This is a genomic window from Sphingomonas sp. SL1004 (assembly GCF_057815015.1).
On record NZ_JBYMUX010000001.1, the window covers coordinates 3,760,562 to 3,781,280 of the forward strand.

The following is a 20,719-nucleotide window of genomic DNA, read 5'->3' on the forward strand; positions in this document are numbered from 1 at the left end:
CATGGCAGACGCAGCGACGATACGGCAACCGGGGCGCCATCGGCCACGCGCATTCGGACGGTGGGCCGCACTCGCTGCGGCATGCCTGCTCGGCGCGTGTCAGACGATCGTCCCGCGCGGCCCCGTCGAGCCTGCACAGCAGCGCCCGACGACGCGCCCGGTCGATCGGCCGACGATCGGTGTCGAGACCGGCATCCCCCGCGATGCCGAGCGCAACCGCGTCGCGCTGCTCGTGCCGTTGTCGGGCAGCAACGCCGGCGTCGGCACCTCGATCGCCAACGCGACGATGCTGGCCTTGCTCGATACGCAGAACCAGCGCGTGCGGATTACCAATTACGATACCGCGACCGGCGCCGCCGCGGCGGCCCAGCGCGCGATCGCAGAAGGGGCGCAACTGATCCTCGGGCCGCTGCTCGCCGACGACGTCCGCGCAGTCGCCCCGATCGCGCGCGCCGCCAACATTCCCGTGCTCAGCTTCTCCAACGATCTGGGAGTCGCGGGCAACGGCACGTACCTGATGGGCTATGTCCCGACCCAGTCGGTCGGCCGTGTCGTCGACTTCGCCAAGGAGCGCGGCGTCAGCAATTTTGCCGGGCTGGTCCCCAACGGCCTGTACGGCGAGCGCGCGTCGACCGCGTTCCTCCGCGCCGTCGAGGGTGCGGGCGGGCAGGTCGTATCGCTCCAGACGTACGCGCGGGGCCCCGGTGGCGTTTCCGGTGCAGTCACGCGGCTTGCGGCGAAGGCGCCGTACGACGCGGTGCTGATCGCCGACAGCGGTTCGAACGCGGCGGCGGCGGCGGCGCTGGTCAAGCGTGGCGGCGGCGCATCGACGCGTATCCTCGGCACCGAATTGTGGAATTCGGAACCCGGCATCGCCGCCAAGCCCGCACTCTCCGGCGCATGGTATGCGAGCGTGTCGGACACGCTGTACCGCCAATACGCCGCCAAATACCGCGCGCGGTTCGGCACGGGCCCGTACCGCCTGTCGAGCCTCGGCTATGATTCGGTGCTGCTGACGGTCCGGATCGCCCGCGACTGGAAGCCCGGCACGCCGTTCCCGGTCAACCGCCTGCGCGACGGCGATGGCTTTGCCGGCATCGACGGAGCGTTCCGCTTCGGCAAGGACAGCGTTGCCGAGCGTGCGCTGGAGGTGAAGGAAATCCGCGGCGGTACGACCACGGTGGTATCGCCGGCGCCGACCGGGTTTGGGAAGTAGCGCACGTCCCACGCACTTCGTCACCCCGGATCAGTTCCGGGGTCCACGGTTCCCGCGATCTCAATTCTTTCGAATATGCGGAACCGTGGATGCCGGAACGAGCCCGGCATGACGGAAGCAGGTCAGGCGGTGACGATCTCGGGCAAAATGGCATCCAACAATAGCGCACCCGCCTCGGTAACCCGCAGTCGGCCCGGGGTATGCGCGATCAGCCCCAGATCCTCCAACCGCGCCACGGCTGCCAGATCCACCGGCACGACGCCCGCGTTCAGCGCGGTGATCCGGTCAAGATCCACCCCTTCCGCCAATCGCAGACCCATCAGCAGAGCCTCGGTCGCGCGCGTCGACGGGGTCAGCGGATCCTCGACCTCCATGCCGTGGCCATTGCGCTCGATCGCCGCCAGCCAGTTCTCCGGCTTCTTGCGTCGCACCGTCGCCAGCCCGCCGCGCCGCCCATGCGCGCCCGGCCCGATCCCGGCGTAATCCTGGTATCGCCAGTAAGCGAGATTGTGGCGGCTCTCCGACCCCGGCCGTGCGTGGTTCGACGTCTCGTACGCCGGGAGCCCCGCCGCGGCGGTGTCGGCCCGCGTCGCTTCGAAGAGGTCGGCCGCCGAGTCGCCATCGGGGATCACGATCCGGCCTGCGAGCGCTTCGGTCGCGAACCGCGTACCGGCCTCGATCGTCAGCTGGTACAGCGACAGATGTTCCGTGCCGAGGCTCAGCGCACGCGCGAGTTCCGCACGCCAGTCGTCGAGCCGCTGCCCCGGCAGCGCATAGATCAGGTCGAAACTCACCCGCGGAAACACGCTCTGTGCCGTCGCCAGCGCCGCTTGCCCCTCGTTCACGTCATGCGCGCGGCCGAGGAACTGCAGGGCCGCGTCATCAAGCGATTGCAGTCCCAGCGACACCCGGTTCACCCCCGCGTGCGCCAGATCGGCGAACCGCGCCGCCTCGACCGACGACGGGTTTGCCTCCAGCGTGATCTCGATGCCCTCGGCGAACCCCCACGCCTTTTCTGCGGCATCCAGCACCGCCGCGACGGTCGCGGGCGGCATCAGCGAGGGCGTGCCGCCGCCGAAGAAGATCGACTGCAGCTTTCGCCCAGGCAGAACGCGTGCCTCATGCTCCAGGTCGGTGATCAGCGCGGCGCGCCACGCGGCTTGGTCGACCTCCTCGCGGACGTGGCTGTTGAAGTCGCAATAGGGGCATTTCGACACGCAGAACGGCCAGTGGACGTACAGTGCGAGATCCGAACCGGGGCTTGGTGTTTCGAAGACGGGCATTATCTGGCGCATATGGTCGCACGGGGCGGCGGAAGGAAGTGCGATGACGGTTCGGTTGAGTTTGGCGGTCGCCGCGGCGTTGCTGGTTGCGGGGTGTGCGCAGGGGCCCGAGCGTGTCGTCGAACGTCGCGAGACGCAGGCGCCCGCGCCGCGCGGTGCGGCATTGCTCAAGATCGCGATGATGGATGGCCACAACGCCGCGCGGGCCGAGGTCGGCGTGTCGCCGCTGGTTTGGAGCGACACGCTGGCGACGACCGCGCGCGCCTATGCCGAGGAAATGACGCGAACGGGGAAGTTCGCGCACGCGCATCAGCCGCAGGACAATACGCGTGAGGGCGAAAATCTGTGGACGGGCACGCGCTACGCCTACACCTATGCCGAGATGATGGGGCATTGGGTCGCGGAAAAGCGCGATTTCATCAACGGCGTGACGCCCGATTTCAGCCGGACGGGCAAGTTCGAGGACGTCGCGCATTATACGCAGATCGTTTGGCGGAACTCGACGGCGGTCGGGTGTGCGATCGCGAGCAACAAGACCGACGATTATCTGGTGTGCCGGTATTCGCCACCGGGGAATGTGATCGGGCAGCGATCGTTCTGACTGCGGTCTGAGCGGTAACGCGGCATGTCGGTGTCACCGCGACCCTTGTCTGTGGCTGCGTCTCATACCCGTCAACCCAGCGAAACTTCGTCACCCCAGCGAAAGCTGGGGTATCCCCGTTCGAGCCGTGCGTTTCCCGACTGGGATACCCCAGCTTTCGCTGGGGTGACGGAAGTTTGTAGGGGGCCGGTTTTAGAACACCGCCGACTTAGACACGCCCGCTCAGAACACCGCAGCTTCGAGGAGCTTGAACGCCTCGTTGCGGTGGCTGATCGCGTTCTTCGTTTCGTGCGGCAGTTCGGCGTAAGTCTGTTCGTAGCCCAGCGGCACGAACACAGGGTCGTACCCGAAGCCGACCGCGCCACGCGGCGGCCATGTCAGCGTACCTTCCGCACGACCCTCGAACCATTCGACGTGACCATCGGGCCAGGCGAGCGCGAGCACGCTGACGAAATGCGCGCCACGAGTCGCTTCGGGACCCTTGGCGGTCAGCGCGTCCTCGACCTTCTGCATCGCCATGTTCCAGTCGCGACCGTTCGGCGTCTCCGCCCAGTCGGCGGTGTAGACACCCGGATCGCCGTTCAGTGCGTCGACGCACAGCCCGCTATCGTCCGCGAGCGCGGGGTAGCCCGACAGGTCGGCCGCCGAGCGCGCCTTTAGTTCGGCGTTCGCGAAAAAGGTGGTGCCCGTCTCGATCGGCTCCGGCAGGTCGAGCTCGGCGGCGGAGACGACTTCGAGCCCGCGGCCTTCGAGCAGCGCGGCGATCTCGCGGACCTTGCCCTTGTTGTGACTGGCGATGACCAGCTTGCCCGGCTGGAGCTTGCGGATCGCCTGCGGCTCCTTGCCTTCGCCGCTCACTTGGCGACCGCTTTCGCCTGCGCCGCGAAGATATCCGTGCAGCCGATCCGCGCGAGCCGCAGCAGGCGGAGCAGCGCCTCCTCGTCATAGGTCGCGCCCTCGGCGGTCGCCTGTGCCTCGGCGATGTTGCCGTTCTCCAGCAACACGAAGTTAGCATCCGCATCCGCGCCCGAATCCTCGATATAGTCGAGGTCGAGCACCGGATTGCCCTGATAGATGCCGCAGCTGATCGCCGCGACCTTCTGCGTCAGCGGGTCGGCGGTCAGCTTGCCGCTCGCGAGCAACCCGTCGATCGCAAGGCGCAGCGCGACCCAGCCGCCCGAGATCGACGCGGTGCGCGTGCCGCCATCCGCCTGGATCACGTCGCAGTCGATCACGATCTGGCGCTCGCCAAGCAGCTTCAGGTCGACGACCGCGCGAAGCGAACGACCGATCAGCCGCTGGATTTCCTGCGTGCGACCCGATTGCTTGCCCTTGGCGGCCTCGCGGTTGTTGCGCGTGTTGGTGGCGCGCGGGAGCATGCCGTATTCGGCCGTCACCCAGCCTTCGCCCTTGCCGCGCATGAACGGCGGGACCTTCTCCTCGACGCTGGCGGTGACGAGCACTTTCGTGTCGCCGAAGCCGATCAGGACGGAGCCCTCGGCATGCTTGGTGAAGCGCGGCTCGATCGTGATCGCACGCATCTGGTCTGGGGCGCGGCCGGATGGGCGCATGTTGTATTCCTAAAACGGGAGTGAGTAGTTGTGCGCTGCCTAGCCTTTCGTTTGGTCGCTCGCCAGCCTAGATCAAAGCGATGGCCACGCCCCCCGTCACCGAACTGACCGATCGCGCGCGCGACATTTTTCGTGCGGTGGTCGACAGCTATCTCGCCAGCGGCACGCCGGTCGGGTCGAAGACGATCGCGCAACTGACCGGCCTCAGCCTTTCGCCCGCCTCGATTCGCGGTGTGATGGGCGAACTCGAAGGTCTTGGCCTGCTCGCCAGCCCGCATACCAGTGCCGGCAGGATGCCGACCGATCGCGGCTTGCGGCTGTTCGTGGACGGCATGATGCAGGCGATGGAGCCGTCGTTCGAGGAGCGCCAGACAATCGAGGCCCGCGCCGGAGTCGGTGGTCCGGTCGAGGATGCGCTCGCCGCGACCACGCTCGCGCTCTCCGGGCTGTCGGCGTGCGCGGGGCTTGTGATGGTGCCCAAGCGCGAGCTGAAACTGCGCCAGATCGCGTTCGTGGCACTCTCGCCCGAACAGGCGCTGGCAGTGCTGGTCAGCGAGGACGGCTCGGTCGAGAACCGCGTGATCGCACTGCCCAAGGGCATGTCGGCGTCCGCGTTGATCGAGGCGGGCAATTACATGTCGGCGACTCTCGGCGGGCTGACGCTGGCCGAGGCGCGCGGCCGGATCGAGCGCGAGCTGGCGGACGGTCAGGCGGCGCTCGATGGCGCGGCGCGCGCGTTGGTGGAGGCGGGCATCGCGGTGTGGAGCGAGGATGCCGATCGGCGCCCGGTGCTGATCGTGCGCGGGCAGGGTCGGCTGATCGACGCGGCCGCCGCCGCCGATCTCGATCGGGTCCGCGACCTGCTCGACGATCTCGAGGGAAAGCAGGAAGTCGCATCGCTTCTGGACAGCGCGCGGGCCGGGGATTCGACCCGGATTTTCATTGGCGCGGAGACAAAATTGTTCGCGTTGTCAGGGTCTTCGGTGATCGCACGGCCGTTCCGTGGGTTGGACGGTCGGGTTGTCGGCGTGGTCGGTGTCATAGGCCCGACGCGGTTGAACTATGCGCGCGTCGTGCCCATGGTGGATTTCACGGCTGCAACGCTCGCCCGGTTGATGGGTTGAGCGGGCCAGATTTTATAGGGAAAGCAATGTCCGATATCGACCAGAACACGCCTGCAGACCTGCGCGAAGAGACCGCTGAAGACGCACCCGAAGTCGCCGCGAACGACCGGGTCGCCGAACTCGAAAACCAGCTCGCCGAGGCCAAGCAGAACGTCCTCTATGCGCAGGCCGAGATCCAGAACGTCCGCCGTCGTGCCGAGAAGGAAGCGCAGGATGCCCGCGCCTATGCCGCGACGGCGTTCGCGCGCGACGTGTTGTCGGTTGCGGACAACCTCTCGCGTGGCCTGTCGGCGATCCCCGCGGACCTGCGTGCCGACGACAAGATGAAGGGGCTCGTCACCGGGCTTGAGGCGACCGGTCGCGAGCTGGAGAGCGTGTTCCAGCGCCACGGCATCACCAAGATCGCCGCGGAGGGCCAGATGCTCGACCCGAACAAGCACCAGGCAATGCTGGAAGTCCCGAGCGATCAGCCTGTGGGGACGATCGTCCAGGAGATGCAGGCGGGCTACATGATCAAGGACCGCCTGTTGCGTCCGGCGATGGTCGGCGTGGCCAAGGCTGGGTAATCCTCCCCGGAACGGGGAGGGGGACCGCCACGCGCTTGCGTGGTGGTGGAGGGGGCTCACCTCCCGCGTACCATCTGCGGCCGGGGGGCTGCGTCGAGCGTCACGTACGCGGCGAGCCCCCTCCACCAGCTGCGCTGGTCCCCCTCCCCTTGCAGGGGAGGATTTGAAAGTCAGTCGATGAACCAGAACCTTACCGCCGATCGCCAGACCTTCGTGACGCATCTCGAATGCTCGATTGCCGGTGAGCGCTATGAGGCGGACCAGCTTCATGGGCTTTCCCGCGCTGGGCGGCCGTTGCTTGTACGCTACGATCTGGAGGCGGTGCGGTCGACGATCTCGCGCGACACGATCGAGGCACGGCCGACTGATCTGTGGCGGTGGCGTGAACTGCTCCCCGTGCGCCACACCTCCAATATCGTCAGTCTTGGCGAGATCGAGACGCCGCTGGTGCCGCTGACCAAGTCCGGTGGCCCCAACGTGCTCGTGAAGGACGAAGGTCGCCTCCCGACCGGTTCGTTCAAGGCGCGTGGGCTGGTCATGGCCGTCGCGATGGCGAAGGAGCTTGGCGTCAAGAAAATCGCGATGCCGACCAACGGCAATGCGGGCGCGGCGCTGGCGGCGTACGCCACCCGCTGTGGGATCGAGACGATCGTATTCTGTCCCGACGACACCCCCGAGATCAACGTCCGCGAGATCGCGATGCAGGGCGCGCGGGTCTGGCGGGTCAACGGCCTGATCGACGATTGCGGCGCGATCGTCGGCAAGGGCGCCGCAGAGGGCCGCTGGTTCGATTTCTCGACGTTGAAGGAGCCCTACCGGATCGAGGGCAAGAAGACGATGGGGCTCGAACTCGCCGCGCAGTTCGGCTGGAAGCTGCCCGACGCGATCTTCTACCCGACCGGCGGCGGCACTGGGCTGATCGGGATGTGGAAGGCGTTCGACGAACTCGAGAAGCTCGGCTGGATCGGTTCGGAGCGCCCCAAGATGTTCGCAGTGCAGGCGAGCGGCTGCGCGCCGATCGTCCGCGCGTTCGAGGCGGGCGAGGAGCATGCCGAGCGTTGGGAGGATGCGAGCACCGTTGCGGCGGGCATTCGCGTGCCGAAGGCGGTCGGCGACTTCCTGATCCTCCGCGCAGTGCGGGAATCGGGCGGGCAGGCGCTCGCAGTTGGCGATCCGGCGATCCTGAAGGCGGTCGATGCGGCGGCGAAGCAGGATGGGCTGCTGCTGTGCCCCGAGGGTGGCGCGACGCTGGCGGCGTATCATCAGGCGCTGAACACCGGCTTGGTCGACGAGGACGACAAGGTCGTTCTTTTCAACTGCGCGACCGGACTGAAATATCCGATGCCCGAGGCGCCGCAAGCGCTTGATAGAACACGACCTATCGATTTCGACGCGCTGTAAGCGGCGGATTTCTGCCGATCGGGTGGATTGAGATCTACCCGATCGGTGGTTGAAATTGATCCAAGCTGTCTGCAACGGGGCGCCCTTCTTTACAAAAAAAGGTGCTAAATGCAGAAAATCGTCCAGGTCGTTTGTGTCGTGCTCATCGCGGCGGCGGTGATGTTCGGCGGGCGTTGGTACATGTATGTCGCGCGTGGCGAGAGCCCGTATGACGAGGTTGGTATCGCGTTGAACGGCTACGCGCCGGGGCCGATGCGGGCGTGGGGCTGCCACAAGATGCAGACGCGGTTCCCGGGCCAGTTGCCGCCTTATGGGTGTGGCGGACCGGATGGACGTAGCTGGCTTTAACAAACGTCCGTCATCCCGGCGAAAGCTGGGATCTCCCCGTGATAGCGTGCGCCCTCGCCGCTTGAGATCCCAGCTTTCGCTGGGATGACGGTGGGGGAGCGGACGGGGATGGTGTGGCGGACGTCAGGCCGACGCTAACGGCGTGAACGGCAGCACCGTCTCGTATTGAGCGAGCGGCGGCGCGCCTGCCACCTTTGCTCCCGCGCGCAGCAGGAAAGCGTGCCGTACGATCTCGCCTTGTTGCTCGATGCCATAGCGGTGCAGCGCCACGCCGGGCCGGAATGCATAGTCGTACCGACACCACGGATGCCGCGCCAAGGGGAGGAACACGCCACGCTGGTGTTGCCAGATATGCGTCATCTCGTGGACGAACAGCCCCTGCAGCGTCAGGTGCGCGTGCGCGAAGTCGTCGCACCACAGGTCGCCTTTGGGGTGGAAGTGGATGCAGCCACGGGGCGCCATCACCGTGTCGCGCGGCTGGAAGAATGCCCATTTACTCCGCGACAGGCTGACCCGAGAATACTCGATCGCGCCGCCGAATACGGAAGCCGCCAGCGCCGTCTCCCCCTCGGTCAGCGGGCGTTTCACTTGCCCGCCGGAGTCCCCGCCGCGACCACGGTCGCGTTGTCCAGGATCCGAGTCCCGTCCGCGAACGCAAACGTCAGCATCACGCGATCACCGGGCTTGATCCCGGAGTTCATGCTGAACAGCATCACGTGCCGCCCACCCGGCGCGAACGCCACGTCCGTGTTCGCCGGGATCTCAACCTTCGCGAGCGGTGCCATCGTCGACATGCCGCCCTTGTCCATCGTCTCGTGCATCTCGGACTTGATCGCTACGTCGGTCGTAACCGAAATCAGCGTCGCTGGCGCAGGCCCGCCATGCACCGTGAAATACGCCGCCGCAGGCCGTCCGGTCACCGCTCCGAGCCGCACCCAGGCCCCGTCGACGGACAGTTCCTTGGGCGGCGAGCACGACGCCAGTGCCATCGCGGCAACACCCAGGCCGAAAACGATACGCATAGGTTACTTTTCTCCGGGCGCTGCCTCTTGCGCATCCTATGACCCATACAATCTTGCGGCAAGCGCGAGGCCACCTATATCGCGCCCATCATCAGAAAGGTTCCACTGCCGTAACGGGGTGGAACCGGTTTCGTATTTTCGTTTCAAGTGAGGGGCTAATCAGAACTCATGGCTAAAGTAATCGGTATCGATCTCGGCACGACCAACAGCTGCGTTTCCGTCATGGAAGGCGGCAAGCCCAAGGTCATCGAGAATTCCGAGGGCGCGCGCACCACGCCGTCGATCGTCGCCTTCGCCAAGGATGGCGAGCGACTGGTCGGCCAGCCGGCCAAGCGCCAGGCAGTGACGAACGGCGACAACACCATCTTCGCGGTGAAGCGCCTGATCGGCCGTCGCTTCGACGATCCGATCACCAAGAAGGACACCGAGCTGGTTCCGTACAAGATCTCGCGCGGGCCGAACGGCGACGCTTGGGTCTCGGCGGGCGGCAAGGATTACTCGCCGTCGCAGATCTCGGCGTTCACGCTGCAGAAGATGAAGGAAACCGCGGAGTCGTATCTCGGCGAGACGGTCACGCAGGCGGTCATCACCGTTCCCGCGTACTTCAACGACGCCCAGCGCCAGGCGACCAAGGACGCCGGCCAGATCGCCGGCCTCGAAGTGCTGCGCATCATCAACGAGCCGACCGCGGCGGCGCTGGCCTACGGCCTCGACAAGCAGGACGGCAAGACGATCGCGGTCTACGATCTCGGCGGCGGCACGTTCGACATCTCGGTGCTGGAAATCGGCGACGGCGTGTTCGAGGTGAAGGCCACCAACGGCGACACGTTCCTCGGCGGTGAGGATTTCGACAACAAGATCGTCCAGTATCTCGCCGACGAGTTCAAGAAGGCCGAGGGCATCGACCTCGCCAAGGACAAGCTGGCGCTGCAGCGTCTGAAGGAAGCCGCCGAGAAGGCGAAGATCGAGTTGTCGTCGGCGCAGACGACCGAGGTCAACCTGCCCTTCATCACCGCGGACCAGAACGGCCCGAAGCATCTGGTGAAGTCGATCACCCGCGCCGACCTGGAGCGGATGGTCGAGGATCTGGTCAAGCGTACGCTCGAGCCTTGCCGCAAGGCGCTCGCAGACGGCGGCCTGAAGCCCGAGGACATCTCGGAAGTCGTGCTGGTCGGCGGCATGACGCGCATGCCGCGCGTCCGTGAAGTCGTGAAGCAGTTCTTCGGCAAGGAGCCGCACACCGGCGTCAACCCGGACGAAGTCGTCGCAATGGGCGCCGCGATCCAGGCCGGCGTGCTGCAGGGCGACGTCAAGGACGTGCTGTTGCTCGACGTGACGCCGCTGTCGCTCGGCATCGAGACGCTGGGTGGCGTGTTCACCCGGATGATCGATCGCAACACGACGATCCCGACCAAGAAGTCGCAGACCTATTCGACCGCCGACGACAACCAGGGCGCGGTGACGATCCGCGTGTTCCAGGGCGAGCGCGAGATGGCGGCCGACAACAAGATGCTTGGCAATTTCGATCTCGTGGGTATCCCGCCGGCACCGCGCGGCGTGCCGCAGATCGAAGTCACGTTCGACATCGATGCGAACGGCCTCGTCAGCGTCTCGGCCAAGGACAAGGGCACCGGCAAGGAGCAGCAGATCCGCATCCAGGCGTCGGGAGGCCTTTCGGACAACGACATCGACCAGATGGTCCGCGATGCCGAGACCTTCGCCGAGGAAGACAAGAAGCGTCGTGCCGGCGCCGAGGCGAAGAACAACGCAGAGTCGCTGGTCCACACCACCGAGCGTCAGCTTGCCGACAATGGCGACAAGGTCGACGAGTCGCTCAAGACCGAGATCCAGGCCGCCATCGACGCGACCAAGGCTGCGGTCGAGAGCGGCGATGCGGACGCGATGACCGAGAAGAGCACCGCGCTCGCCCAGGTCGCGATGAAGCTCGGCCAGGCGATCTACGAGAAGCAGGCCCAGGCGGACGCTTCGCCGTCGGCTGATGGTGACGGCGCGAAGAAGGACGACGACGTCGTCGACGCCGAGTTCTCGGAAGTCGACGACAACCCGAAGGCGTAACCGAAACTCCCTCTCCCCCTCGGGGAGAGGGCCGGGGTGAGGGGCAGTTCCGCGCGCTGCCGTGTGGAATGGCCCCTCACCCAACCCTCTCCCCGGAGGGGAGAGGGCTAAGAGGGCCGCTATGAGTACCCAGACAGATTATTACGAACTGCTCGAATGCGAGCGGACCGCGGATGCGGGGACGATCAAATCGTCCTACCGCAAGCTCGCGATGAAGTATCACCCGGACAAGAATGCCGGCTGCAAGAATTCCGAAGCGCAGTTCAAGGCAGTCAGCGAGGCGTACGAGTGCCTCAAGGATCCGCAGAAGCGCGCGGCCTATGATCGCTTCGGTCACGCCGCGTTCCAGAACGGCGGCGGCGGTAGCCACGGTGGCGGCGCGCAGGATTTCGGCGGCTTCAGCGACATCTTCGAAAGCGTCTTCGGCGAGTTCATGGGCGGCGCCCAGCGCGGCGGTGGCCGCTCGGCGGCCCGGCGCGGCGCGGACCTGCGCTACGACATGGAAGTCTCGCTCGACGAAGCGTTCCACGGCAAGACGACCGAGATCACGGTCGACGTGTCGGCGCTCTGCGACACCTGTGACGGCTCGGGCGCCAAGGCCGGTACGCGTGCGAAAACCTGCCAGCATTGCGGCGGCCACGGGAAAGTCCGTGCGCAGCAGGGCTTCTTCGTGGTCGAGCGCGCCTGCCCGGTCTGCAACGGCGCCGGCGAAGTCATCGCCGACCCGTGCCCGGATTGTCGCGGCGAAGGTCGGGTCGAGAAGACCAAGACGCTGTCGATCAACGTCCCCCCCGGCGTCGACGAAGGCACGCGGATCCGCATGTCCGGCGAGGGCGAGGCTGGCGCCCGCGGCGCTCCGTCCGGCGACCTCTACATCTTCCTCCACGTGACCAAGCACAATCTGTTCGAGCGCGAAGGCACGACGCTGTTCGCGCGCGCGCCGATCAGCTTCACGGTCGCGTCGCTCGGCGGTTCGCTGTCGATCCCCGGCCTCGACGGTCGCACGCATGAAGTGAAGATCCCCGCCGGTATCCAGTCGGGCAAGCAGCTCCGCCAACGCGGCGCCGGCATGCCGGTGCTGCAGGGCCGAGGCCACGGCGACCTCGTCGTCCAGATCGACGTCGAAACCCCCACGCGTCTCAGCAATCGCCAGAAGGAATTGCTCGAGATGTTCCGCGAGACCGAGACGGGCGACGAATGCCCGGCAAGCCAGGGCTTCTTCGCTAAGCTCAAGGGTGTGTTCGCGGGGGAGTAGCCAGGTGACAGGTGAGGCGGCAGCGCGTCACCTGTCGCATAGTTCTAGCCGATCAATGCAGTTGTTGGCAGGCTGATGAGTTCGACTGTGCCTTTCGTTCCCCTGGCTCCGTCGGCTCCGGCGGAAGCCGGAACTGGGCTGCGGCCGGCTTTTCCAGTATCTCCGCCATGGCAAAACCCTTTTCCATGGCCGCCTGGGCCGCCACTTCCCGGCCGTCCTGATTTGCCGGCAGGGCCGTTACCTCCGCCGTTACCCCCTTGATTCTGAATCGAGGCGTAGCTGAACTGGCCAACGCCGCGCGACGTTGAGACAAAGGTCACGGAACTACCATCGCCACCACGACCGCCATCCCCTCCCTTGCCACCTGCGCCGCCGTCGTCGCCGGGACTGCCGTCTCCCCCGCTATGATTGCAGCCAACGCCACTAGACGCTTTTTTACCGCGCGTACCGTCGGCGCCATCCTTGCCGGCACCGCCGCGGCCGCCATCCCCGCCAGCTACGCCGCGGAATTTGAGGGCAAGATTAATCAGCCGCGGCTGGGCATCGTTGCCCACGGAAAAATGATCAACGACGAAATAGACGTGGGGCAGCGTGACACTGGCACCTGCCCCGCCGGCTTCGCCCCCAGCGCCATCCACTCCGTTTGCAGCCGTTGGTGTCTCGAACCGGATTCGATAACTCGAGTCCGTATCGGGAAATTTAACGTCGCGCGCGGCGATGACGATGAACGGTGCGCTCGTGGCACCGAGGACCAGTTCGCTATTGGCCGAAAAACTGATGACATCGGCCTTAAGGATCGTGCCTGCAAAGGGCTCCGATCCATTGATAGGGAACAGCGATTGGTTTTGCGAAGCGCTGGCTAACATCAGGCGCACGTCGGCAGGCAGTGCAGCATCAAGCGACGGCAATGATTTGGGTGCTTCGTCCTGCGCTTGCACGGGTACCGCGAAGAGGGCCGATGTGATCAGGAATTGGTGCAGGCGCATGTCCGTCTCTCCCGTTACCGCCCAGCAGGTCTTTGCTAGGCTGGCGTGAACATTGGGGATCGGACGGAGTAACTGCTATCGGGTGCGCAACCGTTTCGACGGGAAGGGCGAAGCGATTGATCCACTTCGGACCTGCTCGACGCCAGCGCTATAAACTCGGGCCCTAGCCGCGCCCCCTGGGAAGGGGGCGGGCGGGCCGATGGATCAGAAGGCGGTGATGACCACCCCGACCACCAGCGCTTGAGCCGCGATCGCCAGCATGGTGCTGGTCACGGTTTCGAACATGCGCATGGGTAGGTCTCCGATGCCGGAACAATATCCGGCAAGGGCGATGTATGCATAGTTGCGCATTGTCGCAATTTTGTAACAGGTAATCGCAATTGCGTTGCGCGCAATCGCCGATCGACCCGGTGGGATTAAGCCGCGCCGAATACCCGGGCGAAGATCGTATCGACGTGCTTCAGGTGATAGCCGAGGTCGAACTTGTCCTCGAGCTCCGCGTCCGACAGCGTCACTTCCGGATCCGCCTTCAGCAGTTCGAGCAGCGACAGCGCGCCGTCCGAATCCCACACCTTCATCGCGTTGCGCTGCACGAGGCGATACGCGTCCTCGCGGCTCACGCCCGCCTGCGTCAATGCCAGCAGCACGCGCTGCGAATGGACGAGCCCGCCCATCTTGTTGAGGTTCTTCAACATCCGCTCGGGGTACACGACCAGCTTGTCCATCACCCCGGTCAGCCGCGCGAGCGCGAAATCGAGCGTGATCGTCGCGTCGGGGCCGATATACCGCTCGACCGACGAGTGCGAGATGTCGCGCTCGTGCCACAGCGCGACGTTCTCCATCGCCGGCGTGACGTAACCGCGCACCATCCGCGCGAGGCCGGTCAGGTTCTCGGTCAGCACCGGATTGCGCTTGTGCGGCATCGCCGACGAGCCCTTCTGGCCGGGCGAAAAGAACTCCTCCGCCTCAAGCACTTCGGTACGCTGCAAATGCCGCACTTCGGTCGCGAGCCGCTCGATCGAGCTGGCGATCACGCCCAGCGTCGCGAAGAACATCGCATGGCGATCGCGCGGGATCACCTGCGTCGAGACGGGCTCGACCGACAGACCCAGCTTGCCCGCGACATACTCTTCCACGAACGGATCGATGTTCGCGAACGTACCGACCGCGCCCGAGATCGCGCAGGTCGCGACGTCCTCGCGCGCCGCCACTAGCCGCGCGCGGTTGCGGGCGAACTCGGCATGCGCCTGCGCAAGCTTCAGCCCGAACGTCACCGGCTCGGCGTGGATGCCGTGGCTGCGACCGATCGTCGGCGTCATCTTATGCTCGCGTGCGCGGCGCTCCAGCACTACCAGCAATGCGTCGAGATCGGCGATCAGGATGTCGCTAGCCTTGGCCAGCTGCACCGCCAGGCACGTGTCGAGCACGTCCGACGATGTCATGCCTTGGTGCATGAAGCGCGCTTCCGGCCCGACATGCTCGGCGACGTTGGTCAGGAAGGCGATGACGTCGTGCTTGGTCTCGCGCTCGATCTCGTCGATCCGGTCGACTTCGAACGCACCCTTTTCCCAGATCGCGGCGGCGGCTTCCTTGGGGACCACGCCCAGCTCGGCGAGCGCGTCGGTAGCGTGCGCTTCGATCTCGAACCAGATCTTGAAGCGCGCTTCGGGCGTCCAGATCGCGACCATGTCGGGGCGGGAATAGCGGGGGACCATGGGTTTCCTCGGGAGCTTAGGGGGCGGGGCACGCTCGCGCCCCCGCAAATGGGGAACGCGGAGGCGATTGCAGGCGCGGTAGCAGGCCGGGCGCCGGGGTTCAAATGCGCGAAGGGCGCTCCAGCGGTGTGATCTGGAACCAATCGACGGAGTCGCGGGTTGTTGCCGCCTAGTATCCGCCCGACGGTTCTAAGAATCGGTGTCGTGCCTGACACTATAACAACGGAGAGATGCAATGTTGAAATTTGCTCTGCTCGCAGCCACCATGACGATTGCTGCGCCCGCATTGGCTCAGACCAGCCCGACGCCTGCACAGGCCGACCCGGCAACCGCAGGAGGGGCGATGACTTCGACCACGCCGTCGGCGACAACTTCTCAGGCCACGCCAACCGATGCAGCGCCGATGCAAGCGGCACCTGTGGAACAGGCCGCAACGCAGCCGGCATCGGGTGCGCAGGTTGCGCAGGTCGTCGACACCGAGTTTCCCGGATACGACAAAAACAGCGACGGCAAGCTAAGCCCGACCGAGTTCGGCGCATGGATGGTCGCGCTGAAGACCAAGACCGATCCGTCGACCAAGGCCGGTACGCCCGATACCAAGAAGTGGGTCGATGCCGCGTTCGCCCAAGCCGACACCGACAAGAACAAGTCGCTGTCGAAGACCGAACTGACGAATTTCCTGTCGCAGGGCTGATACCTGTCGGCATGTTCGCCGTCGGCACATTCGATGGTGCAAGGTGGCCGCCGGGTTCGTCCGGCGGCCTTTTTGTGTCAGGCTTCGATCGCGCCTGTCGCCATGAGAGACAGAAAGGGTTTGCGCACCCTGTCCGATGCGCCCGTCAACAGTCTTCGCATTCGGGCGTCGTAGGTATCGGCTGGATCGTTCGCGCGCCGGTGCGCCATCGTCCATCCACCGAACTGGCGTTCGAGGATCGGGATATTGTGCTGGAGCGAAAGATCGTAATAGCGATGATCGTTCAGGATGCGCTCGAAGGTCGAGTCGATGCTGGCCGTCGGCCCTTCGATCACTTGCAGAAATCGAACGCCGTCCGACCACAGCAACCCCGTCACACCATCGATCGCGTTGTTATGACGCGACTGTTCCAATATTCCCACGAGATCAGCCTTGTCGCCGGCTATGGTACTGGAACTCACATAAAGAATTTGGCGCATCGCGTCTCCGGTCCGTCTTTGCAAACGAGACTACGACGGATCGACGATCGATGTGTTGCGGTCGATCAATGAACCTTGCGCGCGGCACGATCTTCGGCGGCGCGCGCCGCAGCGAGGAGTTGCCCCTGCGCTTCGGCAGCGCTGTGGAGCAGGCGATCAGAGGTTTCCGCGGCCGCATCTGGTGTCAGGGATACGGCGACCCCGTCCGGACCATCGACCAGAACTTCACCATGCTCGGCCGTCACGTGCGATGCTTCGTCGTGTAGTTTGTTGTCCACAAGGGATACTCCTTCGTGACCACAACGACGGCGGCTGTAAAAAGACACGGGGTCGTTGGGTCGGACTGCATTAATTTACGTTGCTTCAGGTTAACGCCCGCCCTCAGATCAACCCTTGTGCGCGCAAGCTGACATGGCCGCCGGTCCCCATCACGATATGGTCATGCACAGCGATGCCGAGGCGCTTGCCCGCCTCGGCGATCGTCCGCGTGATGTCGATGTCGGCGCGGCTGGGGGAGGGGTCGCCGCTCGGGTGGTTGTGGACGAGGATGATCGACGCGGAGCCGAGGTCGATCGCGCGGCGGATGACCTCGCGGACATACACCGCGGCTTGGTCGATCGACCCCTTGCTCATCACTTCGTCGCGAATCAGCATGTTCCTGGTGTTGAGATGCAGCACGCGGAACCGCTCGATCGCGTGGTGCGCCATGTCGGCGCGGAGATAATCGAGCAGCGCCTGCCAGTTGGCGAGCACCGGGCGGTCGCTGACCTGCGATTGCAGCAGGCGTATCGCGGCGGCGTGCGCGATCTTGATCGCGGCGGTCGAGATTTCGCCCATGCCCTTCACCCGGCCGAGCGCTTCGGCGTCCGCGGTGAGCACCCCGCCGATGCCACCGAACTCGCGCATCAAGGCCTTGGCTAGCGCCTTGGTATCGCCGCGCGGAATCGCGATCGCGAGCAGGTATTCGATGAGTTCGTGGTCGAGCAGCGCGTCGCTGCCGCCTTCGAACAGGCGTTTGCGAAGGCGCCCGCGATGGCCCTTCAGATCGTTCCCCAAGACATTGGCGTCGTCGTCCGGTTCGGCCATTTCGGCAGGCTAGCACATCCGCGCGCAATTGCATGACGCCCCCGCCCCCGCCTATGCAGGGGCCTGAGCGTGGCGGAGTGAGTAAGTGAGCGAGACGAGCGAGACGGGGGGCGACCCCGGGGCCGACCCTCGCCGTTCTGCGACTGCCCGCCGCGTTGCGATGGTGCTGGCGCTGCTTCTGCTCGCCGGGCTGGTCGTGCTTTGGCTGGTGCGGAAACCGATCGCCGAAGGGTTCATCGACCGCGAACTTGCCAAGGCCGGCGTGCCTGCGCGCTACGACATCGCCGACCTCGCGTTGGGCGGCCAGCGATTGACCAACGTCGTGATCGGCGATCCGGCGCATCCCGATCTCGTCGCCGACTGGGTCGAGACGCGGACCGGCGTCGGATTGTCGGGACCGTATCTGGAGGGCGTGCGCGCGGGGAAGGTCAGGCTGCGCGGGCGGCTGGTGGACGGCAAGGTCTCGCTCGGCGCGATCGACAAATTGCTGCCGGCACCATCGGGGAAGCCGTTCGCACTGCCCGCGCTCGACGTGTCGGTCGCCGACGGGCGGATGCGGCTGGAGACGCCGCAGGGAGTCGTCGGGTTGAAGCTGGCGGGCTCGGGCAAGCTCGATGACGGGTTCCGTGGCACGCTGGCGGCGATCAGCGAGCGGCTCGATGTTGGTGGATGCGTGATCGACCGGCTGGCGGCGACGGTGAAGCTACGGATCGACGGGGCGAAGCCGACGGTGACGGGGCCGGTGCGCGTGTCGCGGCTCGCCTGCGGGACGACGCAGGCCGAGCGGATCGTGGCGGATCTGGACGTCGGCCTCTCCGCGGCGCTCGATCGCTGGCAGGGCAAGGCGACGCTCAAGACTGGTGCGGCACGGACACCGGGCGTGACTTTGGCGAGTGCCGGGGGCACGATCGACTTCACCGGAACCGCGGCGGAAACCGGCGGCAAGGCGAACATCGCCGCGGACACGGTTCGCACCACCGAGGGCCACGCGCGGCGGGTTGCGCTCGCAGGCGCCTACCGGATCGGCCAGCAGATCGTGTTCGACGGGCGCGTCCAGGCGAGCGGGGCGGCAGTGGCGCAGAAGCGACTCGCGGGACTTGTGGGGATCGGTAGAGCAACCGCGGGAACGCCTGTTGCACCACTGGCGAGCGCGGTGACGCAGGCGATCCAGAAGGCGGGACGCGGGTTCGCTGCGGACGCCGATCTGCGCGTGCAGATCGAGGGCGGACGCGGCAAGGCGGTGCTGTCCCGTCTCGCGCTCGCCTCCGCCAGCGGTTCGCGGGTGGCGCTCGGCGGCGGCGACGGGGTCGCGTTCGGCTGGCCGAATGGCGGCGTGCAGCTCGACACGGTTCTCGCGATGCGCGGCGGGGGCTTGCCCGAGGCACGCATATCGCTCGCGCAGGCGAAACCCGGCGCGGCGATCCGCGGTGTCGCTACCATCGCGCCCTATGTGGCCGGTGACGCGCGCCTAGCGCTGACCCCCGTCACCTTCAGCGCGACTCCGGGCGGCGCGACCTCGATCGCGACTCGGGTCACGCTCGGGGGACCGATCGGTTTGGGCGGTGCCGGCAACCGGGTCGATGGCCTGTCGATGCCGGTGTCGGCGCTGTGGAACGGTCGCGGGCGGCTGGTCGTCAACACCGGTTGCGCACCGCTGACGGTGCAGCGCCTCGCGATATCCGGGCTGGTGCTCGACCCGTCGCGGCTGACCTTGTGCTCGGTGGATGGCGCGCTGGTGCAGGTGAACGGCGCGCGGATCAGCGGCGGCGCGAAGATCGCCGCGGCGAAGCTGGGTGGGCGACTCGGCACGACACCGATCACGCTCGTGACCGCGGGAGCGACCGTGCGGCTGGCGGACCGCGGCTTTGCCATCGACGGGGTGCAGACCCGCATCGGCGCGCCAGAACGTGTCACGCGACTCGATTTCGGCACCGTCACCGGTCGCATGACCGGGCAGGGCGTGGCGGGCGCGTTCACCGGCGGTTCGGGGCAAATCGCCAACGTACCGCTGCTGCTTGGCGACGCCGCAGGCGACTGGACGCTGGTCGGCGGCGCGCTCAACCTCACCGGCGCGATGGGGGTGTCCGATGCCGCGCCGACGCCGCGGTTCAAGCCGCTCGCCGCACGCACCGTGACGCTTCAACTGGTCAACGGCACCATCACCGCGGCGGGCACGCTGTTCGAGCCGACCACCAACACCAAGGTCGCCGACGTCACGCTGACCCACGCGCTGGGGACCGGGGCGGGCAAGGCCGATCTCAACGTACCCGGGATCGCGTTCGCCAAGGATAGGCTACAACCCGACGCTCTTACCCCGCTCACCTTCGGCGTCATCGCCGACGTCAACGGATCGGTCAGCGGCGAGGGACATATCGCCTGGAACGCCGCCGGCGTGACCAGCAACGGTGTATTCCGCACCGCCGGCACCGATCTCGCCGCCGCCTTCGGCCCGGTCACCGGGATCGCCACCGAGATCCGTTTCACCGATCTGCTCAACCTCCAGAGCGCGCCGGGGCAGGTCGCGACGATCCGCACGCTCAACCCCGGCATCCCGGTCACCGACGGCAAGATCCGCTACCAGACGCTGCCAGGCGCGCGCGTGCAGGTCGAGGGAGGGTCGTGGCCGTTCGCCGGCGGATCGCTGACGCTCGACCCGACTTTGCTCGACTTCTCCGCGCCGAAGGAACGGCGGATGACGTTCCACATCGCCAACATGGCCGCCGACCAGTTCCTGCAGCAGTTCGATTTCAAGAATCTCGACGCGACCGGCATCTTCGACGGCGTCCTGCCGATGATCTTCGACGAGAGCGGCGGCCGGATCGAGGGCGGCGATCTGCGCGTGCGACCGGGTGGCGGCACGCTCGCCTATGTCGGCGATCTCAGCCAGAAGGACCTCGGCATATGGGCGAACATCGCGTTCCAGGCGCTGAAGTCGCTGCGCTACCAGTCGCTGCGGGTCGGCATGAACGGGCCGCTCGCAGGCGAAATGGTCACCGACGTGCGCTTTGCCGGGATCAGCCAGGGCGAGGGCGCGAAGTCGAACTTCATCGTCCGCCGGCTCCAGAAACTGCCGTTCATCTTCAATATCCGCATCAAGGCGCCGTTCCGCGGGCTGCTCGACTCGGCGCAGAGCTTCTACGACCCGAAGCGGCTGATCCAGCGCAACCTGCCCGCGCTGATCCAGCAACAGTCGGCGCCGCCTTCTCCTAAACCCCCGACCATTCAGCCTCTCGCAAGCAGGATCGTGCCATGACCGAAACAGGATTGAAGAAGCTGGAGCAAAGGCCGATCTTGCA

The 20,719-nt window shown here is 66.1% G+C and carries 21 protein-coding genes; 10 read left to right on the plus strand and 11 right to left on the minus strand.

Annotated features, from left to right (window positions below; translation table 11 throughout):
- The first annotated feature begins 1 nt into the window (after position 1).
- Positions 2-1,216, plus strand: a complete 1,215-nt coding sequence (locus AC3D24_RS17200; protein ID WP_489032342.1) for a penicillin-binding protein activator — start codon at positions 2-4, stop codon at positions 1,214-1,216.
- Between the two features lie 122 nt (positions 1,217-1,338).
- On the opposite strand, the gene hemW is transcribed toward AC3D24_RS17200, so the two are convergent.
- Entirely contained in the window at positions 1,339-2,499 is a 1,161-nt protein-coding gene (gene hemW / locus AC3D24_RS17205; protein ID WP_489032343.1) for a radical SAM family heme chaperone HemW, read from the minus strand.
- A gap of 43 nt (positions 2,500-2,542) precedes the next feature.
- Here hemW and AC3D24_RS17210 point away from each other — a divergent pair, with 43 nt between their 5' ends.
- Positions 2,543-3,100: a CAP domain-containing protein gene (locus AC3D24_RS17210; RefSeq protein WP_489032344.1), complete on the plus strand. Its 558-nt coding sequence runs from the start codon at positions 2,543-2,545 to the stop codon at positions 3,098-3,100.
- Positions 3,101-3,322: 222 nt separating this feature from the next.
- Here the strand turns inward: AC3D24_RS17210 and rdgB are convergent, their stop codons facing one another.
- Together rdgB and rph are read right to left on the minus strand one after the other, a co-directional pair.
- On the minus strand, positions 3,323-3,958 hold the full coding sequence (rdgB, locus tag AC3D24_RS17215) for an RdgB/HAM1 family non-canonical purine NTP pyrophosphatase (RefSeq protein WP_489032345.1): 636 nt from the start codon (positions 3,956-3,958) through the stop codon (positions 3,323-3,325).
- Entirely contained in the window at positions 3,955-4,671 is a 717-nt protein-coding gene (gene rph, locus AC3D24_RS17220; protein WP_056055360.1) for a ribonuclease PH, read from the minus strand. Before rph ends, rdgB begins: the two co-directional genes overlap by 4 nt.
- A gap of 80 nt (positions 4,672-4,751) precedes the next feature.
- On the opposite strand from rph, the gene hrcA reads away from it, so the two are divergent.
- From hrcA to AC3D24_RS17240, 4 genes are all read left to right on the plus strand, one after another.
- Positions 4,752-5,795 (plus strand): heat-inducible transcriptional repressor HrcA, encoded by a 1,044-nt coding sequence (gene hrcA / locus AC3D24_RS17225; RefSeq protein ID WP_489032346.1) that lies wholly within the window; start codon positions 4,752-4,754, stop codon positions 5,793-5,795.
- Positions 5,796-5,821: 26 nt separating this feature from the next.
- Positions 5,822-6,361: a nucleotide exchange factor GrpE gene (grpE, locus tag AC3D24_RS17230; protein ID WP_489032347.1), complete on the plus strand. Its 540-nt coding sequence runs from the start codon at positions 5,822-5,824 to the stop codon at positions 6,359-6,361.
- Between the two features lie 177 nt (positions 6,362-6,538).
- Positions 6,539-7,762: a threonine synthase gene (locus tag AC3D24_RS17235; RefSeq protein ID WP_489032348.1), complete on the plus strand. Its 1,224-nt coding sequence runs from the start codon at positions 6,539-6,541 to the stop codon at positions 7,760-7,762.
- A 108-nt stretch (positions 7,763-7,870) separates the two neighbouring features.
- Entirely contained in the window at positions 7,871-8,110 is a 240-nt protein-coding gene (locus AC3D24_RS17240) for a hypothetical protein (RefSeq protein WP_489032349.1), read from the plus strand.
- Positions 8,111-8,233: 123 nt separating this feature from the next.
- On the opposite strand, the gene AC3D24_RS17245 is transcribed toward AC3D24_RS17240, so the two are convergent.
- A complete protein-coding gene (locus tag AC3D24_RS17245; RefSeq protein ID WP_489032350.1) occupies positions 8,234-8,698 on the minus strand; it encodes a vgr related protein in 465 nt (154 codons plus the stop codon).
- Complete coding sequence (locus AC3D24_RS17250) at positions 8,695-9,132, minus strand: copper chaperone PCu(A)C (RefSeq protein ID WP_489032351.1); 438 nt, start codon at positions 9,130-9,132, stop codon at positions 8,695-8,697. Before AC3D24_RS17250 ends, AC3D24_RS17245 begins: the two co-directional genes overlap by 4 nt.
- A 168-nt stretch (positions 9,133-9,300) precedes the next feature.
- Between AC3D24_RS17250 and dnaK the strand changes: the two genes are divergently transcribed.
- Positions 9,301-11,208, plus strand: coding sequence for a molecular chaperone DnaK (dnaK, locus tag AC3D24_RS17255; protein WP_380781870.1), 1,908 nt, complete (start codon positions 9,301-9,303; stop codon positions 11,206-11,208).
- 121 nt (positions 11,209-11,329) lie between these two features.
- Positions 11,330-12,463: a molecular chaperone DnaJ gene (dnaJ, locus tag AC3D24_RS17260; RefSeq protein WP_489032352.1), complete on the plus strand. Its 1,134-nt coding sequence runs from the start codon at positions 11,330-11,332 to the stop codon at positions 12,461-12,463.
- 44 nt (positions 12,464-12,507) lie between these two features.
- On the opposite strand, the gene AC3D24_RS17265 is transcribed toward dnaJ, so the two are convergent.
- From AC3D24_RS17265 to purB, 3 genes are all read right to left on the minus strand, one after another.
- The gene (locus tag AC3D24_RS17265) at positions 12,508-13,449 is read right to left on the minus strand and encodes a hypothetical protein (protein WP_489032353.1); all 942 of its coding nucleotides are present in this window, start codon (positions 13,447-13,449) and stop codon (positions 12,508-12,510) included.
- A gap of 204 nt (positions 13,450-13,653) precedes the next feature.
- Positions 13,654-13,800, minus strand: a complete 147-nt coding sequence (locus AC3D24_RS17270) for a hypothetical protein (protein WP_489032354.1) — start codon at positions 13,798-13,800, stop codon at positions 13,654-13,656.
- 65 nt (positions 13,801-13,865) lie between these two features.
- Positions 13,866-15,164 (minus strand): adenylosuccinate lyase, encoded by a 1,299-nt coding sequence (gene purB / locus AC3D24_RS17275; RefSeq protein ID WP_107954426.1) that lies wholly within the window; start codon positions 15,162-15,164, stop codon positions 13,866-13,868.
- A gap of 235 nt (positions 15,165-15,399) precedes the next feature.
- Between purB and AC3D24_RS17280 the strand changes: the two genes are divergently transcribed.
- The gene (locus AC3D24_RS17280) at positions 15,400-15,858 is read left to right on the plus strand and encodes an EF-hand domain-containing protein (protein WP_489032355.1); all 459 of its coding nucleotides are present in this window, start codon (positions 15,400-15,402) and stop codon (positions 15,856-15,858) included.
- Positions 15,859-15,935: 77 nt separating this feature from the next.
- Here the strand turns inward: AC3D24_RS17280 and AC3D24_RS17285 are convergent, their stop codons facing one another.
- The 3 genes from AC3D24_RS17285 to radC form a co-directional block, all read right to left on the minus strand.
- On the minus strand, positions 15,936-16,337 hold the full coding sequence (locus AC3D24_RS17285) for a BLUF domain-containing protein (protein ID WP_489032356.1): 402 nt from the start codon (positions 16,335-16,337) through the stop codon (positions 15,936-15,938).
- Positions 16,338-16,402: 65 nt separating this feature from the next.
- Positions 16,403-16,615 (minus strand): hypothetical protein, encoded by a 213-nt coding sequence (locus tag AC3D24_RS17290; protein WP_489032357.1) that lies wholly within the window; start codon positions 16,613-16,615, stop codon positions 16,403-16,405.
- 103 nt (positions 16,616-16,718) lie between these two features.
- Positions 16,719-17,423 carry a RadC family protein gene (gene radC / locus AC3D24_RS17295; protein WP_489032358.1) on the minus strand — a complete coding sequence of 235 codons (705 nt, stop codon included), beginning with the start codon at positions 17,421-17,423 and terminating at the stop codon, positions 16,719-16,721.
- Between the two features lie 85 nt (positions 17,424-17,508).
- Between radC and AC3D24_RS17300 the strand changes: the two genes are divergently transcribed.
- Positions 17,509-20,676: an intermembrane phospholipid transport YdbH family protein gene (locus AC3D24_RS17300; RefSeq protein ID WP_489032359.1), complete on the plus strand. Its 3,168-nt coding sequence runs from the start codon at positions 17,509-17,511 to the stop codon at positions 20,674-20,676.
- Positions 20,677-20,719 lie beyond the last annotated feature (43 nt).